Below are 14,758 nucleotides of genomic sequence, written 5' to 3' on the forward strand. Positions count from 1 at the left end.
TCGACGTCGCTCAGGGCAAGCGGCGTGACGCGGTCACGTCACGCCGGGGTCTCCCAGAGGCGTCGGACCGGCACCGCGAACAATCGGTCGCCGAACGCGGTCGCAAGCTCGCCGTCGTACAGCACGACGCCGCACGTGAAGCGTGAGCCGGCCGCATCGCGCAGCTTGCGGAGGCCGCGAAAGTCCGACTCGCGCACGGTCGCAGACGCCTTGACCTCGATACCAGCCAGGTGGCGCGCGCCTCGCTCGATCACGATGTCGACCTCGAAGTCGTCGCGATCGCGGTAGTGGAAGAACGACAGCGGGTCCGGCTGCCACGACGCCTGGCGCCGCAGTTCCTGGTACACGAACGTCTCCAGGAGCTGGCCGAACAGTTCCCGATCGGCCGTGAGTACAGTCGCGTCGACCCCAAGCAGGGCGCACGCGAGCCCGGTGTCGCCGATGTGCACCTTCGGCGTCTTCACGAGCCGGCTCAGCCTGTTGGTGTGCCACGGCGGAAGCTCCTCGACCAGGAACACCCGCTCGAGGAGGGTCACGTACTCGCGAATGGTGGGACGGCTGACGCTGAACGGCGCCGACAGGTCGCTCACGTTGAGGAGCCGCGCCGTCTGGCCAGCGACGAGTGACAGCAGTCGCGGGAGCGCGTCGAGTGCGCTGATGCGCGCCATGTCACGCACGTCACGCTGCACGATGGCGTCGAGGTAGTCGCGGTACCACGCCGCGCGCCGGCGCGGCTGCTGGCGTGCCAGCGCCGCCGGATAGCCACCCGCGACCACGCGCTGGGTGAGCGCTTCAGCAAGCCGATCCGTCCGTCGCGTCTTGAAGGCCGCACCGAACAGCGCCTCGATGAAGCCCGACGGCGAACGAGCCAACTCGGCCTGGGCGAACGGAAACAGCCGCAGGATGTCCATACGGCCAGCCAGCGAGTCGGCGAGCGCCGGTACGAGGAGGACGTTGGCCGAGCCAGTGAGCAGGAATCGACCGGGTGTCCGGGCACGGTCGACGGCCGCCTTGATGGCGGTGAAGATCTCAGGCACCCGCTGAATCTCGTCGAGGATCACCCGGCCAGGCAGACCATCGACGAAGCCGGCGGGGTCGCTCCCGGCCGCCACCCGCGAGACGTCATCGTCGAACGTCAGGTACGTGTATCCCCGGGCATCTCCGACGAGGCGGGCGAGCGTCGTCTTGCCGCACTGACGGGGGCCGCGCAGCAGCACGACCGGCGAATCGGCGAGGGCCTCGAGGACTCCGTTCTCTGCGAATCGAGGGTACAGCGATTCGTCCGACACCGGCTGATTGTAAGTTTCATGGTCGGCTGATTGCAAGATTGTACGTCGGCTATTTGAAAGTTTACTTGCCGGTTCCCAGAAAACACCCACGGTCAACGGCCCGGACCCGCCATATCCTTGCGGGCATGCGCCGCCGCGATCTGCTCGCCGCTCCCCTTGCCGTCGCCGTCACGACAGCACGCCCCGCGACCGCGCGGGCTACCTCCGCCCAGCCGGCCTCGCTCGACGTGGCCGACTTCACGTTCGATGGCCCACTGGGATCAGAGGGTGCGACGGTGACCCGCGTCGGGGCCGATCACTTCCGGATTGCCCTGGGCGCGGCCCCGAACCAACCCGGCTGGCCCAACAAGCTGAACGCGCGCATCCTGCGCAACGCGCGCGGGCGGGCGCCCCGGCTCGATGTCGTCTTCCCGCAAGGGAAGGATTACGCGTTCAACGAATACCACCAGTCGTTCTCGTACGACGGCGTGCACTGGCACCCGCTGGCGTGGGAGCGCGGCTACCTGGCCTCGCCACTCGCCGACACGCTGCAGCTGCCGCCACTGCAGGCTGATCAGGTGTGGATCGGCACGCAGACGCCCCTCTCCTGGGACGTCGATGCCCTCGGCCACATCGCCCGATGGCGCCAGCACCCCGACGTCACCGTGCACACCGTGGGCAAGACGCTCGGCGGGCGCGACATGCTGCGCCTCGAGATCACGGCCTCGACCAGCCCGCACCCGCGCTCGCGGCGCTGGGTGCACTACTTCGCCAACCAGCATCCCGGCGAGCACAACTCGCAGTGGCGCCTGGTGGGACTGGTCGACTGGCTGCTGAGTGACGCGGGCGCCGACGTGCGGGCGCGCCAGATCGTGCACGTGGTGCTGATGATGAGTCCCGACGCGCCCTCGCACGGCTGGTACCGCGTGAACGCGCAGGGTGTGGACATGAACCGCAGCTACAGCCCTGCGGGCGCCAGCACGCAGCAGGCGCACGAGGCGTACGTGTGGCAGCGTGACCTCGAGGGCCTCATGGCCTCCGGCGCGCCCGTCACCACCATCTGGGCCATCCACACGTGGTCGGGCATCGTCGAACCGCAGTTGATCCCGGGGCCGGAACTGCAGGGCGGGCCGCTCGGCGACTGGACGGCACTGCGTCAGGCCCTCGCCTCGGCCGATCGCCTCGGGTTGATCGAAGCGGTGACGCTCGCGAAGGTCGGGCAGTACGAGAACCGGACCTGGACCGACGGCCCTCACAAGCAGTTCGGCATCACCGCCATGCTGTGCGAGGGCGGCGCCGTGCTGCAGACGCGTCAGCTCAACGAGGCGTCGGGTGCGGCGATCATCCAGGCGCTCGGACGGTGCTACGCCGGCGTGAAGCCGCCGGCGTAGCGCGAATCGCGGCTACTTCTTCCGGAGGATCTCGTTCAACAGCAGATACCGCGCGCGCTGGTCCGGAATCACCTTCGACTCGACGTCGATCTGCATCACCTGGAACCCGCCCTTCTCGGCGTAGGTCGGCCACGTCGGCAGGCCCTGGCCATTCGGATTCCCCGTCTTGATGAAGTTGGCGAAGTACGACTGCATCGTCTGCGACACCGTGCGGTCGCCATTCTCCCAGGCGTAGTGCGTGTTGGTGGCGAGGGTGCCCAGCGCGTACTCGATCTCGGCCGAGTGCACGGCCCCGCGCGGCGGCGCCTGCGGGGCGGTCGTCGTGACGATGCCGCCCGCGACGCCGGCGGCCTGGTCAGCCGCGCCGAGGAACTTCGGACGCGGCCGCGTGTAGTAGTACCGATACACGGGCTGGCCGCTGCCCTTCTGGTGGCTATCGGCGAAGCGCCACGCCCCGTACGCCATCCATTGATCGCTGGCGAGCGCCATCGCCGCGTCAAGGACCTCGTCCTCGGTCTTCCCGTTGTAGAGCGCGAGCACGCGGTCGGCATTGGCGCCGAACGTCTTGCGCACGGCCGCCGCAAAGCCCTCCGGCGTCGGCGGGTTGTCGCCGAGGATGGCCCTGGGCTGCTGCTCGGCGCTGTTGGTGCCCAGGAGCACGGGCACGCGCGCCTGTTGGCCCGCATCCATGTAGGCGACGAGGTCGCGCGACGGCAGCAGGTAGTCGTCGGCGACGTTCACGAAGCGCGGGGCCTTGGGATCGGCGGTGATCGCGAGTACCTGCGCCGCCGGCATGGCGCGCAACGCCTTCAGGTTGGCGGCCCCGGCCATCTCCATGAAGCGCACACCCAGCGTCTCGGCCTCGGCAAGCGGGAGCGGGTCCGTGGCCGTGACCACGCTGCCGCTCTGCAGGATGGCCTGCATGAAGAGCCCCTTCGAGAGCGGCGAGACGACCTGCGCGGCCGCCGATCGGGCCCCTGCCGATTCACCCGCGATCGTGACGCGCGCAGGATCGCCCCCGAACGCCGCGATGTTCTGCCTGACCCACTGCAGCGCCGCGCGCTGGTCGAGATAGCCGTAGTTCCCTGAGGCCTTGTAGGGCGCCTCGGCCGAGAGCTCGGGATGGGCCATGAAGCCGAAGACGTTGAGGCGATAGTTGATCGTGACCGAGACGATGCCGCGCCGGGCCATGCTCTCGCCGTCGTACCGCAGCTCGGACCCATCGCCGGCGATGAGTCCGCCGCCGAAGAAGTAGACCAGCACCGGCAGCTTCTCGCCGCCGGACGTCGCAGGGGTCCACACGTTGAGGTAGAGGCAGTCCTCACTGGTCCCCTTGCTGCGGAACTCCATGTCGCCGAACACGGCGCGCTGCATGCAGGCCGGGCCGAAGGTCTCGGCCTTGCGCACACCATCCCACTTCGCGGCGGGTTGGGGCGCCTTCCACCGCAGCTCGCCGACGGGCGGCGCGGCGAACGGGATCCCCTTGAACGCGCGCACTCCCGACGCCAACATCGCACCCTCGACGATGCCGCGGTCGGTCGTCACCTGGTCAGCGGCCCGCGCGTCCCGGGCCGCAGGGAGTGCGAGGAGGGCGGTCAGCAGGCAGAAACGGATGGTGGGGGCCGTGATCGACATCAGAAGCGCACGCCCACCGAGAACGAGAAATCGCGCGGCCCCTGGTAGTCGCCCACACCCGTCGGCTGGCCGAAGATCGGCCCGAGGTCGTAGTGCACGCCCCGCACCGGCGTCTGCGTGAACGGGTTGAACAACTGGTAGGACGAGTCGTTGGTGCGCGTCAGCACCGTCTCGTTGCCGCCCGTCTGCGCCGAGTGGTTGAACAGGTTGGTGACGATGCCGCGGAAGAAGACCTCGGAACCGCCGAGCGCGGTGATCTTCTTGCCCCAGTACACCGACAGGTCGCTGCGGAACACGTCGTCGTAGCGCAGGGCACCGCGATCGCCGAAGAAGTACGGCACCGTGGAGGGCGTGGCCTGATAGCCCGGGTTGGTCACGTAGGGACGCGGGTCGATCGTGCCGTCGATGCTCGAGGCATCGGACGTGTCGAAGCGCTGCAGGAAGCCGAGCTCGAGGCGACCGAGGGTCGCCGGCACCGGCACGCTGTACTGCACCCAGGCGCGCAGCTTGTGGCGCTGGTCGTTGAAGTTGCCGGTGGGATAGCTCCACGCCTCGCCGCGATACTCCGGCTGGTCGAGACCCGAGAAGCGCACCGGACCGCTGCCCGTGTCTTCGCCCTCGAAGTTGCCGCGCAGCCACGACAGCGTGTAGTTGCCACCCACCGTGACGCTCGAGGCCCGGTAGCTGGCCTGGGCCACCAGGCCCTTGTAGCTCCGGTTGGCGACGTCGGTGTTGCCGACCACCGTGAGGTCGTACACGCGCCCCGTGGGGTCGGTCACCTTGCCGGTGCTCGTGTCGCGGAAGTCGCCGTAGAAGTCGGTGAACTCGCGGTGCACCCAGTCGAGGCGGACAGTGGCGCGGCTGCCCAGCTGCCGCACGAGACCCGCGGTCCACTCGGTCGAGCTCGGCGCCACCAGGCCGCTGCCCACCGTCGTGGTGACGCCGGGGATGTTCGGCGCGTTGCGCGTGGCGCGGTTGATGCCGCCGTTGGCCTCGAACCAGCCGAAGATGATCGGCAGGGCCTGCTCCGCCGTGAGCAGGGGACGCGTGGGATCGGCGTTCACGTTCGGCCCCTGGTAGAAGTAGCTGAACGTGGCCGTGCGGCCGCCCGCGGAGCCGGCGTCGACGATCGCGGTGCTCATGCCCGTCACGTACCGGGCGTACCCGGCATTGGCCACCCACTTGCCGGCGCCGTCGATCGACCACGTCGCGCCGAGGCGCGGGCTCCATGCCGAGTCCTCCACGACCTGCGCACCTGCCTGGTCCTTCGAGTTGTTCTGGTCGAAGCGAAGGCCGACGTTGAACGTGAGTCGCGTGTTGAGGCGCCACGTGTCGTTGGCGAAGAACGACGTCGTCCGGATGTCGTTGCCCTGGGTGGGCGCCACGAGCGGCAGGTACTCGATGAAGGTCGTGTTGTCGCCGCGGAAGATCGGGTAGATGTCCTGCCCGTTGATCACCGCCCCGGTCGACTGGACGCGGAAGCTGCTGCCCGACTGGAAGTTGTCGTTCTCGCGCGTCTCGCGGTACAGGTCACCACCCAGCACGAGCGTGTGCGACCCGAAGCGCGGCGTCGACAGGAAGTAGCTGGTCTTGAGCAGCACGTTCCAGTTGTTGCGATCCTCGACGCCGCTGCCGCACACCGCGCAGAACGTCGCGGCGTTGAAGCGCGCCTGGCCCCTCGACCGATCCCAGATGGGCGTGCCGTTGGGGATGTCGGTCAGCCGGCCGCCCGTCCCGATGATCGCGTAGTCGCGCGCCGAGTACTGCCCCTCGACGAACCACTTGTCGGTCAGCACGCCGGTGTAGTTGAGGGAGAGGAGGTCCTCGTCGTTGGCGTTGTCGTAGAGCGACCGCGCATCCATGATCGTGCCGAAGCTGTTGTTGATGGCGTCGAGGCGTCGCTTCGTGTAGGCCGCCTTGGCCGTGTGCTTCGTCGTGAGCGCGTAGGTCAGCTTGCCCTCGTACCGCTTCTCGTCGTCCTTGCGCGTGTAGTTGTAGGCGGTGTAGCTGGCCGTGAGGTTCTCCTCGTTCTTCTCGAAGCGGCCGGCGGTGAAGAACCAGAGGCGCTCGCGCAGCACGGGCCCGCCGAACGTGATCTCGTAAGTAGGCACCGTCTTGTCGACGGCCGCGTCGCCCTCGAACGGCGTCAGCGAGCCCCAACTGTCGTTGGCGAACGAGGTGCGGAACGAGCCGCTGAACCGGTTGCCGCCGGACTTGGTGACCATGTTCACCACGCCGCCCTGGAAGCGGCCGTACTCGGCCGACAGGTTGCCGGTCGAGACCTTGGTCTCCTGGATGGCGTCCTCGATGAACAGGTTGCGGGCCTGGCCGCGCAGGTTCTCGTTGACCACCACGCCGTTGATCAGGAACTGGTTCTCGTACGACATCGCGCCCGAGATCATGATGTTGCCGCCGGGCCCGTTGTCCTGCACGCCCGGGGCCAGCAGCACCGCGGCGTTGAGCGTGCGCCCCACCGGCAGCAGCTCGATCTGCGACGCCTTGAACGTGGTGGCCACGGTGAGGGCGGGGCCGATCTCGTTGGCGGTACTGGCCTGCACGTCCACCGTCTCGCTGACCGACGACGGGCCGAGCGCGACGTTGACCGTGACCGTCTCGGAGATGACCACGCCGACGCCGTCGCGCTGCTGCGTCTGGAACCCGGCGAGCTCGAAGGTGACCGAGTAGATGCCGGGCGGCAGGAACGGCACGATGTAGTCGCCGCTCTCCGACGATGTCACGGTGCGCGAGCCCTGCATGGCCGGGGACCGGGCCGTGACGGTCGCGCCAGGGACCGCGAGGCCACCGGTGTCGAGCACCTTGCCCGAGATCGCGCCGGTCGGATTGCCCTGCGCCAGCGCGAGGACGGGAAGCAGCAACACACACGCGACGAGCGCGAACACCCTGGCAGACATGACCATCTCCTCTGCGAACGACCGGGGAAAGCTGAAGCGCGCTCGATTGTACGCGGGTGGGCAGGGGTGCGGCACCAGACGCCGTGCCAGGCGGCATCGGTTCGGAGGGACGAGTCGTCCCAGCCACGTCGCGAGTTCGCAGGCGGGGCCGCTGATCGCCTGGGATGCGGCTGTCGTTCCGTTCAGGACGAGGTGAGGTGGGAGTTGATCCGCGCGAGGTACTGCGGGACGTCATCGAGGGCATCGACCAGCGCCGCGAACACCCTGGCGTGGTCGAGCCCTTCGTAGTCGTGCACGAGTCGATGGCGCAGGCCGGCGGTCAGCGGTGCGGTCGACCACCGTCGCGCGGCGCGCGGCGTGCCCGGGAGACCGCGCCCTACCTCGGGGTGATGCCCAGCAGGCGCGCCATCGTCTCGCCGTAGATCTTCTTGCGGCTCGCCTCCGGCACCTTGTTGGCCTCGAGCATCGCCTCGTGGCGCGCGAGGACGCTGTCGAGCGCATCCGGCGCCTCGTCGGTGCCGAACACCAGCTTCTCGAAGGCATACACGGCCGTCGACGGGCTGTGCTCGGCCGGGCCGTCCCACCACAGGTACTCGCGGAACACGGTGAGGTTGTGCTGCTTCTTCTGGAGCGTCGATCCGGTGACATCGAAATACAGGTTCGGCGACCAGCGCGCCGCCTCGGCGGCTTCGTCGTACCACGGGTTGCCCAGGTGCGATCCGTGGATCTTCAGCTTCGGGAAGGAGCGCGCGATGGTGTGCAGGAACGACGGGCGCATGCGCGCCATCGACGACTGCTCGGGCTCGCCGCTGCCGTTGCCCGACACGATGCCCGTGTGGAACAGCGCGACGATCCCGAGTTCCTGCATGCGTGCGTACAGCGGGAAGTAGCCGAAGTCGTCCCAGTTGTGCTTCGGCGTGTGCATCTTGATGCCCTTCACGCCGGCCTTCGCGAAGGTCTCGACGTGGGCCCGCGCCTGCGGGTGATCGACGTCGATGTGCCCGTACGGGATGATCACGTCCGGGTACTGCTTCGCGGCGGCCATCAACGCGTCGAGGTGCTCGATGCGGGTGAGCACGCACGCCATGGCGTTGCGCGCGCGGTAGGTCTTCACCAGCGTCGGGATGTAGTCGGGCGTGGAGCGCCAGTGCTGGTGCGCGTCGATCACGAAGCGCTTCGGCACGGCCTGCTGCGCGGTGAGCGGCTGCGCGGCCGGCCAGAGGAGGATCGCGCCCGCGAGGGCAGAGGCAGCCGCGAACGGCAACAGTCGGGAGAGGGTCATCGGGCTGGGGGCTGGGGGCTGGGGGCTAGGAGCTTGGGGCTCGGGGAAACAAGGGGCTGGGGGCTCGGGGAAACAAGGGGCTGGGGGCTCGGGGCTCGGAGAAATCAGGAGCTCGGGGCTCGGGGCTCGGCATGCCCGCGCGGTGGCGGGAACTCGTCCAGCGCCCAGCCCCCAGCCCCTGAACGGTCAGAGCTGCGCGGCGACGAGCTGCGCGAACTTCGAGCAGGGCGTCGCCGTCTGGCCCGCGGTGACGAGGTCGGCGGTCCGGTGGCCCTCGCGAATCGTGCGCGCGAGCGCCGACTCGATGGCGCCGGCTTCCTCCTCGAGCTTCCAGCTGTGGCGGAAGACGAGCGCGAGCGACCCGATGGCGCCAGCGGGATTGGCAACGTCGCGGCCCGCGAGCGTCGGCGCCGACCCGTGCACCGGCTCGTACAGCGCGCCGCCGTCACCCAGGCTCGCCGACGGCAGCAGGCCCAGCGACCCGCACACGGCGCCCGCCTCGTCCGACAGGATGTCGCCGAACAGGTTCTCGGTGAGCACCACGTCGTAGCGCGTGGGATTGAGCGCCAGGTTCATCGCGAACGCGTCCACGTACTGGTGCTCGAGCGCCACGTCCGGGTAGTCAGCGGCCATCGCGGTGACCGTCTTGCGCCAGAGCTGCGAGGTCTCCAGCACGTTGGCCTTGTCCACCGAGAGCATGCGCTTGCTGCGCGACCGCGCCAGCGCGAACGCCACGCGCGCCACGCGCTCGACCTCCGCCACCGAGTACTTCATCGTGTTGAAGGCCGACTGGCCGTCGGCCGCGATGCCGCGCGGTTCGCCGAAGTACAGGCCACCGAGCAGCTCGCGCACGATGATCAGGTCGGTGCCCGCCATGCGCTGCGGCTTGAACGGCGTCGCGTCCTCGAGGCCCTCCCACGCACGCGCCGGCCGCAGGTTCGCGTACACGCCCATCGACGACCGGAGTGCGAGCAGGCCCGTCTCGATCTTCTGCTCCCGCGGCAGGTGGTCGAACGCGGGATCGCCGACGGCGCCGAGCAGCACGGGATCGCCGGCCGTGCAGGCCGCGCGCGTGTCATCCGGATAGACGGGCAACCCGGCACGCAGCGCCGCGCCGCCGATGGCGAAGCTGCGGGTGTCGATCTGGTGGGAGAAGCGTTGGCAGACGGCCTTGAGGACGACCTCGGCAGCCGCCACCACTTCGGGGCCGATGCCGTCGCCAGGGAGCAGCACGAGCGAGCGAGTCATGCGGGAAATATAACGCTTAACGCTTAATGCTTAACGCTTAGCGATTAACGGTTGACGCTTGGCCCTTCACAGTCACGCCAACGGTTGATGCGAAGCGACCAACGGCTGACGGTCGACGGGATTCACGCCAGCGCGTTCAGGACGGCACTGTTCGCGGCTATCCGTCCTTCCGGTGTTGAGCGTTAAGCGTTAAGCGTTAAGCGTTAAACACCGTGCCCGTAGCCCACCGGGTGCGCGAGGTGCGCGTGCTCGGCCTTCACCTGGGCGGCGATCGCCGCGAGCTCCTCGTCCGACACGTGCTTCTGCGTGTCGGCCAGCGCGATCATCTGCCGGTACACCTGGTCGAGCTCGCGCTTGCTGAACGCGAAGCCGAGCGCCTCGCACTTCTGCGCCACGGCGTGGCGGCCCGAGTGCTTGCCCAGCACCAGCGTCGTCTTCGGCACGCCGACGCTGTCGGGCGACATGATCTCGTAGGTGCGGCGGTCCTTGAGCATCCCGTCCTGGTGGATGCCCGACTCGTGCGCGAAGGCGTTGCGGCCGACGATGGCCTTGTTGGCCTGGACGGCCTCGCCGGTGAGCTCGGTGAGGAGCTGGCTGGTGCCGAACAGCTCGCGCGTGTCGATGCGCGTCGTGAACGGCGCGCGATCGGCACGGACGCGGGTGATCATCACGATCTCCTCGAGCGCGGCGTTGCCGGCACGCTCGCCGATCCCGTTGATCGTGCACTCCACCTGCCGCGCGCCGCCGTGCAGCGCCGCAATGCTGTTGGCGACGGCCAGGCCGAGGTCGTCGTGGCAGTGCGCGCTGAAGATGACCTTGTCGGCGCTCGGGACGGCAGCCCGGATCGCCTCGAAGAAGGCCTGAATCTCGTCGGGCGTGGAGTAGCCCACCGTGTCCGGCAGGTTGATCGTCGTCGCGCCGGCGGCGATGACGGCCTGGATGACCTGCGCCAGGAAGGTCATGTCGCTGCGCGTGGCGTCCTCGGCCGAGAACTGGATGTCGTCGGTGTAGTTCCGGGCCAGGGTGATGGCCTTGACCGCCGTCTCGAGGCATTGGTCGCGCGAGATGCGCAGCTTGCGTTCGAGGTGCAGGTCGGAGGTGGCGATGAAGGTGTGGATGCGCCCCTTGCGGGCCGGGGCGATGGCCTGGCCGGCGCACTCGATGTCGGCGGTGGTACAGCGGGCCAGCGCGGCAATGATCGGCCCTTGCACCTCTTGCGCGATGCGCTTGACCGACTCGGCGTCGTCGGCCGAGGCGATCGGGAAGCCCGCCTCGATGATGTCCACCCCCAGGGCTTCGAGCCGGCGCGCCAGGGTCAGCTTCTCCGGGACGCGCAGGGAGAAGCCGGGCGCTTGCTCGCCATCCCGGAGGGTCGTATCGAAGACGAGGACATCGGTAGCCATGCGGACAGGTCTCCTGCATGCCACGTTCCTCGGAGGGCTACCTGTTAGTCAAGGTTATAATCTTTCTGGAATTATAATCTCGCTTGCCGCGCCTCCCGGACGGTGGGGGCGGAGAACCTCATGGATCTCGCTGAACTGCAGGTATTCCTGACCGTCGCCTCGGAGCGGAGCTTTTCCAAAGCCGCCGCTCGCCTCCACCGGACCCAGCCTGCGGTGAGCCAGGCCATCCGGCGCCTCGAGGACCATCTGGGCGAACGCCTGTTCGACCGGGCCGCCAAGGACGGCAAGCTCACCGAGGCTGGCCGGGTGCTCCTCGACTACGCCCAGCGGCTGATGCGCCTCGCCGAAGAGGCCGACAGCGCCGTGCGCGAGCTCCGCGACCTCCAGCGGGGCCGCGTGCTCGTGGGCGCCAACGAGGCCGCCGTGCATGTGGTGCTCCCGGTCGTGGAGTTGTTCCGCCAGGCCCACCCGCGGGTGCAGGTCGACATCCGGCGCGTGCCGAGCCGCCAGATCGGCGTCGAGGTGCTCCAGCGGAGCCTGGACGTGGGCGTCCTCAGCTTCCCGCCAGCCGAGAAGGGGCTCGCGTCGGTGCTGATCGGAGACGACGAGCTGGTGATGCTGGCGTCGCCGGGTCACCCGCTGGCGGGGCGCACCCAGGTGACGATGGCGGAGTTCGGGCGGCAGAACGTGATCGCGCACAACGAGGCGTCGCCGGCCCGCGAGCGCGTGCTGCGGTTGTTCGAGCAGCGCCACGAGCAGTTGAACATCACGCTGGCGCTGCCCAGCCTGGATGGCATCAAGCGCGCCGTGGAGATGGACCTGGGCGTCGCGCTGCTGCCCCGGCGGTGTGCCATCGCCGAGATCACCAGCGGACGGCTGGCGGCCGTGCCGGTCGCGCAGGTTCGACTCCCCCGCCACCTGCGCCTCGTATATCCGGAGCAGGCGCAGCTCTCGCACGCGGCGCTCGCCTTCATCGAGATCGCGCGCCGGTTCGAGAAGGATGTGTCGAAGGAGATTGCGGCCGCGGAGTAGGCGCGGCCGCAAACTCCGGCTCAGGGCTCAGGGCTCAAGGCTCAGAAAGCCTTCCGACGATTGAGGTTTCCCAGGCCAGCACCCCGGTCGTCTGGACTCTGGTGTGCTCTGTGGGCCCTCGAGCCTGTTTGATGCTCTTTGAGCCCTGAGCCTTGAGCCCTGAGCCTGTTCAGAACCCCCCGACATACGGCAGGCGTGCGGCCGTGGCCTCGACGGCGGCCTGGTCCTCGAGCAGCAGGCCCGTGGCGTCCCATCCGCCGGTGGTGAATGCCTCGAGCGCCGCCTTCGGCCCGCCGACGGAGACGACGCGGTCGCCGGCCTGGAGCGTGAGCGTGGTGAGGTCGAGCACGGCGGTGCCCTGCGTGTCGGTCTCGCCCAGCGTCTGCAGCCACTCGAGGTCCTCGGGCGCGGCCGTGACGCACGGCAGACCGATGGCCAGGCTGTTGCCGAAGAAGATCTCCGAGAACGACTCCCCCACGACCGCCGAGATGCCCCAGCGCTGCAGCGCCTGCGGCGCGTGCTCACGCGACGACCCGCACCCGAAGTTGCGGTTCACGACGAGGATGCGCGCCCCCGCGAACCGCTCCTGCGCGAACGGGTGCGGATCGCCCGCCGCCGCCCGCGACGCGATGTCGTCCTCGAAGGCGTGCTTCTCGAGACCCTCGAACGTGATCACGCGGAGGAAGCGCGCCGGGATGATCCGATCCGTGTCGATGTCGTGGCCACGGAGCGGCAGCAGGCGCCCCTCGACCCGCGTGATGCGCACGATGGCGCTCATGCCCGGCCTCCCGCGAGCGCCGCTTCGGCGGGCTCGAATGCACGGATGTCGACCACTTCCCCGGCGATGGCCGCAGCCGCGACCATGGCGGGGCTCATCAGCAACGTCCGCCCCGTCGGGCTCCCCTGCCGCCCCTTGAAGTTGCGGTTGGAGGACGAGGCGCTCATCTCGCGCCCCTGGAGCTTGTCGGGGTTCATGCCGAGGCACATCGAGCAGCCGGAGCCGCGCCAGTCGAAGCCGGCCTCCCGGAAGATCTCGTGCAGGCCCTCGGCTTCGGCCTGCGCCAGCACGTTCTGCGAGCCAGGGACCACCATCGCGCGCACGCCCTTGGCGACCTTGTGCCCCTTCACGAACTTCGCCGCCTCGCGCAGGTCCGACAGGCGCGAGTTCGTGCACGACCCGACGAACGCCACGTCGATCGGCGTGCCGGCAATCGGCTGGCCCGGCGCGAAGCCCATGAACTGCAGGGCCTCCTCCACGAGCGGGCGATCCTCGGCGTCCACCTCGCCTGGCGTCGGGACGCGTTCGTCCACGCCCACCGACTGCCCGGGATGCAGGCCCCACGTGACCACGGGGCTCAGCGCGTCGCCACGCAGCTCCACGTCATCGTCGTACCGCGCGTCGGCGTCGCTGGCCAGGCTGCGCCACCAGGTCTTCGCGCGCTCGAACGCCTCGCCCTGCGGCGCAAACGGGCGCCCTTCCATGTAGGCGAACGTCGTCTCGTCGGGATTCACGTACCCGACGCGCGCGCCGCCCTCGATGGACATGTTGCACATGGTCATGCGCTCGTCCATCGACATCGCGTCGACCGCCGAGCCGGCGTACTCGTAGGCGTAGCCGACGCCGCCCTTCACGCCGAGCACCTGGATGATCTTGAGGATCACGTCCTTGGCGTACACGCCGCGCGGCAGCACACCCTCGACGCGGATGCGGCGCACCTTGAGGGGCTCGAGCGCAAGGCACTGGCTGGCGAGCACGTCGCGCACCTGGCTCGTGCCGATGCCGAAGGCCACCGCCCCGAAGGCGCCGTGCGTCGAGGTGTGGCTATCGCCGCACGCGATGGTCATGCCGGGCTGCGTGAGCCCGAGTTCTGGCCCGATCACATGGACGATGCCCTGGCGGCCCGTCGAGTGGTCGTAGAGCGGAATGCCGAAGTCGCGGCAGTTGCGCTCGAGCGCCGTGAGCATCGCCTCGGCCATCACGTCCTGGAACGGCCGCGCCAGACTGCCCGTCGGCACGATGTGGTCGACGGTGGCGAAGGTGCGCTGCGGGAACCTGACGGGCCAGCCCCGACGCCGGAGGTCGTCGAAGGCCTGTGGCGTGGTCACCTCGTGCACGAGGTGCAGCCCGATGAAGAGCTGTGTCTGCCCCGTCGGCAGCGTCCGTACCGTGTGTTGATCCCAGACTTTTTGGAGAAGCGTGTGTCCCACGGCGGGAGTATAACCCCACACCAGTTAACGCACTGAAGGTCATAAATCCGTTTAATGCACGCCAGGTGCCGTATCGCCAGGCATCCGACCATGCTCCGGATGACATTCCATCAACTCGTGAACGCGCTGATCTCGAGGGGACGTCTGGCGGGCTCGGGTACACTCTCGGGTCGGAGAGATGGCCGAGGGGTTTAAGGCAGCGGTCTTGAAAACCGCCGTACGGGTAACCGTACCGTGGGTTCGAATCCCACTCTCTCCGCCAGCCGCCACCTGGCGGCCCGGCGGACAGAGCCGCCTTCAGGCTCGCGGCCACTCGCCTGCGGCTTGTCCCCGCGAGCTCGAATCCCACTCTCTCCGCCAGCCGCCACCTGGCGGCCCG

The 14,758-nt window shown here is 68.9% G+C and carries 11 protein-coding genes and 1 tRNA gene; 3 read left to right on the plus strand and 9 right to left on the minus strand.

All coding sequences use genetic code 11. The annotated features are described in order from the left end of the window. Positions 1-38 precede the first annotated feature (38 nt). Positions 39-1,289 carry an ATP-binding protein gene (locus ACIRDX_RS14925; RefSeq protein WP_396626232.1) on the minus strand — a complete coding sequence of 417 codons (1,251 nt, stop codon included), beginning with the start codon at positions 1,287-1,289 and terminating at the stop codon, positions 39-41. Between the two features lie 125 nt (positions 1,290-1,414). Here ACIRDX_RS14925 and ACIRDX_RS14930 point away from each other — a divergent pair, with 125 nt between their 5' ends. Then, positions 1,415-2,659, plus strand: coding sequence for a M14 family zinc carboxypeptidase (locus tag ACIRDX_RS14930; RefSeq protein WP_396626233.1), 1,245 nt, complete (start codon positions 1,415-1,417; stop codon positions 2,657-2,659). Positions 2,660-2,671: 12 nt separating this feature from the next. Here ACIRDX_RS14930 and ACIRDX_RS14935 read toward each other — a convergent pair whose 3' ends face one another. The 6 genes from ACIRDX_RS14935 to ACIRDX_RS14960 form a co-directional block, all read right to left on the minus strand. Next, positions 2,672-4,294, minus strand: coding sequence for a carboxylesterase/lipase family protein (locus tag ACIRDX_RS14935; protein ID WP_396626234.1), 1,623 nt, complete (start codon positions 4,292-4,294; stop codon positions 2,672-2,674). Beyond that, entirely contained in the window at positions 4,294-7,206 is a 2,913-nt protein-coding gene (locus ACIRDX_RS14940; protein ID WP_396626235.1) for a TonB-dependent receptor domain-containing protein, read from the minus strand. Before ACIRDX_RS14940 ends, ACIRDX_RS14935 begins: the two co-directional genes overlap by 1 nt. 182 nt (positions 7,207-7,388) lie before the next feature. Then, a complete protein-coding gene (locus tag ACIRDX_RS14945; RefSeq protein WP_396626242.1) occupies positions 7,389-7,529 on the minus strand; it encodes a HepT-like ribonuclease domain-containing protein in 141 nt (46 codons plus the stop codon). A 53-nt stretch (positions 7,530-7,582) separates the two neighbouring features. Then, a complete protein-coding gene (locus ACIRDX_RS14950) occupies positions 7,583-8,488 on the minus strand; it encodes an amidohydrolase family protein (protein ID WP_396626236.1) in 906 nt (301 codons plus the stop codon). A 186-nt stretch (positions 8,489-8,674) separates the two neighbouring features. Continuing rightward, positions 8,675-9,736: a 3-isopropylmalate dehydrogenase gene (gene leuB, locus ACIRDX_RS14955; protein WP_396626237.1), complete on the minus strand. Its 1,062-nt coding sequence runs from the start codon at positions 9,734-9,736 to the stop codon at positions 8,675-8,677. A gap of 203 nt (positions 9,737-9,939) precedes the next feature. Next, positions 9,940-11,139 (minus strand): 2-isopropylmalate synthase, encoded by a 1,200-nt coding sequence (locus ACIRDX_RS14960; RefSeq protein ID WP_396626238.1) that lies wholly within the window; start codon positions 11,137-11,139, stop codon positions 9,940-9,942. 120 nt (positions 11,140-11,259) lie between these two features. Here ACIRDX_RS14960 and ACIRDX_RS14965 point away from each other — a divergent pair, with 120 nt between their 5' ends. Continuing rightward, positions 11,260-12,171: a LysR family transcriptional regulator gene (locus tag ACIRDX_RS14965; protein WP_396626239.1), complete on the plus strand. Its 912-nt coding sequence runs from the start codon at positions 11,260-11,262 to the stop codon at positions 12,169-12,171. 169 nt (positions 12,172-12,340) lie between these two features. Here ACIRDX_RS14965 and ACIRDX_RS14970 read toward each other — a convergent pair whose 3' ends face one another. Continuing rightward, positions 12,341-12,949 carry a 3-isopropylmalate dehydratase small subunit 2 gene (locus ACIRDX_RS14970; RefSeq protein WP_396626240.1) on the minus strand — a complete coding sequence of 203 codons (609 nt, stop codon included), beginning with the start codon at positions 12,947-12,949 and terminating at the stop codon, positions 12,341-12,343. Next, positions 12,946-14,379 (minus strand): 3-isopropylmalate dehydratase large subunit, encoded by a 1,434-nt coding sequence (gene leuC / locus ACIRDX_RS14975; protein WP_396626241.1) that lies wholly within the window; start codon positions 14,377-14,379, stop codon positions 12,946-12,948. The genes ACIRDX_RS14970 and leuC overlap by 4 nt, the downstream gene beginning before the upstream one ends. 172 nt (positions 14,380-14,551) lie before the next feature. On the opposite strand from leuC, the gene ACIRDX_RS14980 reads away from it, so the two are divergent. Next, positions 14,552-14,641, plus strand: a tRNA-Ser gene (locus ACIRDX_RS14980). Positions 14,642-14,758 lie beyond the last annotated feature (117 nt).

Origin of the sequence: Luteitalea sp. (assembly GCF_044337415.1) — a bacterium.
Taxonomy (GTDB): Bacteria; Acidobacteriota; Vicinamibacteria; order Vicinamibacterales; family Vicinamibacteraceae; genus Luteitalea.